The 2,385-nt window shown below is 38.7% G+C and carries 3 protein-coding genes; 1 reads left to right on the plus strand and 2 read right to left on the minus strand.

The genetic code is table 11. The annotated features are described in order from the left end of the window. On the minus strand, positions 1 to 991 hold a 991-nt coding region (locus LC115_13520), incomplete at its 3' end, for a hypothetical protein (GenBank protein MCZ2357687.1). A gap of 299 nt (positions 992 to 1,290) precedes the next feature. Here LC115_13520 and LC115_13525 point away from each other — a divergent pair. Continuing rightward, the gene (locus LC115_13525) at positions 1,291 to 1,530 is read left to right on the plus strand and encodes a hypothetical protein (protein MCZ2357688.1); all 240 of its coding nucleotides are present in this window, start codon (positions 1,291 to 1,293) and stop codon (positions 1,528 to 1,530) included. A gap of 171 nt (positions 1,531 to 1,701) precedes the next feature. Here the strand turns inward: LC115_13525 and LC115_13530 are convergent, their stop codons facing one another. Continuing rightward, the gene (locus tag LC115_13530) at positions 1,702 to 1,971 is read right to left on the minus strand and encodes a hypothetical protein (protein MCZ2357689.1); all 270 of its coding nucleotides are present in this window, start codon (positions 1,969 to 1,971) and stop codon (positions 1,702 to 1,704) included. Between the last annotated feature and the right edge of the window lie 414 nt (positions 1,972 to 2,385).

A 2,385-nucleotide genomic window follows, 5' to 3' on the forward strand; every position in this document is an offset into this window, starting at 1 on the left:
AAAATTGTTCGTAAGCACTTCCTAAAATTTCAACCGATAATACCGAAAATTCATACGGACAAATAGGATAGTAGAGTTCTGAAATAATTTCTTTGATGACTTTATTGTCAATCGTAATTTTCTCTTTTTTAAAATCAAAAAGTCCCGAATTATATTTTTGGTCTGCTTGATGAAAACGGAATAAAAGATTTTGGTAATAAGTTCCGCTTTTAATGTCGGTTTGCAATTCGCCATAAGGTTCGGCACTTCTATCTTCTGCAATGCGAAGAAAAATTAGTCGGTCTATGGTATGTTGAACTACAAAATTTAATTCTTCTTCGTTAATGTCTTTGTTGCGTAATGCAATATTTATCGCCAATTCAACACGCCATTTATCGAGCGATTGCAAAAACTCACTATCAACTGTGGTTGTACCTTTTTTGTTTTTGTCGCTGGTAATGTATTTGTCAAAACTGCCTTTGAGAACATATTCTTTTGAAAAAGTTTCCCAAATAAAATTAAAGTCGTTTAGGTAGTCAGAATATTGTAAATACTTAATTCGTCCGTTGCTGGCTTTGTCTGTTGGTTTGGGTTTGTTGGAGCAATCGTAAATTGCAAATTCTTCAAAATCGGTAATTACGGAAATGGGCATTTTCGCACTCCAACCGTAACGCCTTACTTGATAAGCCGGCTGAATATCGTCTTTGATAAAAACGCTTGGTTTTTTGGCTTCGAGAAAGAAAAGTCGTTTTCCGCCAACAAGTCTAAATGAATAATCGGGAGCTTTTGTTGCACCGCCCACTTTTACACGGTCTTCGTGAATTACCTCACGGTAGCTTTCTGCATAACCGTTTTCGTTGTCAATATCCCAACCGAGAGCTTTCCAAAACGGGTCAATAAAATCGCGTCTTGTTTGCGTTTCGTTGTAATCTGCTTTTTTGTAAAATTCCTTTTGTTCGTCAAACCGCTGAACTAATGATTTTATTTTTTCAAGTGCTTCTTGTTTTTGCATCCGCTGTCCGATTTACGGTAGCGAATGTTTTATGGTCGTTTTGTCTGAACTTTCAATTCAGAACGGTCGTCCGTTAGCATTGCCACCAACGCAGCGCTTGACGAAGTTCCGAGAAAAAAAAGAGAAGACCAAAATTTATTTTGGGATTCCGGTGTTTTTTTTCTCGGAATCTAATTTTGTCAAGTGTTTTGTTGGGCGACGTTAGCCGGAACGGCGAGCGGTGCGAGCCGCAGCCGGCGCAAAGCCCAGGCGTATCTTAGACAAAATTAGGTCAAGCGCTGCGTTGAGCGACATTTGTTTTGGATGGGAGTGTTTGCGCAGCAAAACACGAAGAACAAAACTACGCCGCAGGCGTAATGTCGCTCAACGTTTTGCGTGTTGCCGCAGTTGGCGATTTCGGAGCACTTCACTGTCACCCAGCACAAAAGTTTGATAGTAGCACTCAGCTTCAATTTTGCACGTCACCGCCAATTGAGGCAACACGCTGTTACCTGCTGGCCTTCTGTCCACCGTGTCATTGTAAGCGTTGTCAATATTGAGTTTCCGTGTCATTCTCTGCTGTGTTTGTCGGGCTGTGTGTCGGTGTATTTTTATTTTTTTGAAGCGTTGGGAAATTTTTTAAAACAATTTTTGTCTGCGTTGGCAAAGCAAGCTCTTTTGCAATTTTTGGTTTGTGCGTTGGCTTGTGCGAATTGCAAATGTGCTTGCTTTTAGCGTGGCTTTTTTATTTCGTTTTTTGATTTTTCCGTTTGCTTTTTATTCTTGTCTGTTAATGAACTTGCTACCATAATTGTTATAAAGATGATTGTGCCAGCAACACTCAAACTCATTGATAATTTCTTTTTCAATAAGTCGAACTTGCTGTTTACATAATAGTCACGCCTTGCAAGAAAGAAGTCTGCATATTTCCAAGTCAAGAAACCTCCGACAATAGAGAGCAATCCTCCAATAACAAGTAATGATATAATTTGAAATTCCATTAAATTATAATTGAACGTTTGCCAATAACTTTATCATTTGGTGAAGCGTCCCAAGAAACACCAGATGCTGGAACTGCTCTTTCACGTCCCCAAATTCTGATTGCTTCAATTTTTTCAGGTGCTGTCTTGCTTAAAGGAACAATGTTTCTAAAACATTTTTCAAAAAGCGTATCGTCAACAATGCTGTCACCGTGAATGACTGCCTGAATTGCAACGTCTCTTACTGCTCCTTCAAGGTCTGAACCTGCAAAGCCGTCTGAAATTTCTACAAGTTTACTTAATGTGTCCGCTGATGGTTGGTTTAATAAGTTACGTTTTATATATAAGGAGCGCGTTGCATAACCTCTAAATTTTTAAAAAAGCCCAAATTTTCTCCCGTTCAAAATAAATTTTGATTTTTTGGGGAGTTTTTTT

The organism is Bacteroidia bacterium, assembly GCA_026932145.1.
In the GTDB taxonomy this organism is placed as follows: Bacteria; Bacteroidota; Bacteroidia; order J057; family JAIXKT01; genus JAIXKT01.

Coding starts and splice junctions, on each gene's coding strand:
- LC115_13530 (MCZ2357689.1), bottom strand. CDS start 1,971: ATGGAATTTCAAATTATATCATTACTTGTTATTGGAGGATTGCTCTCT.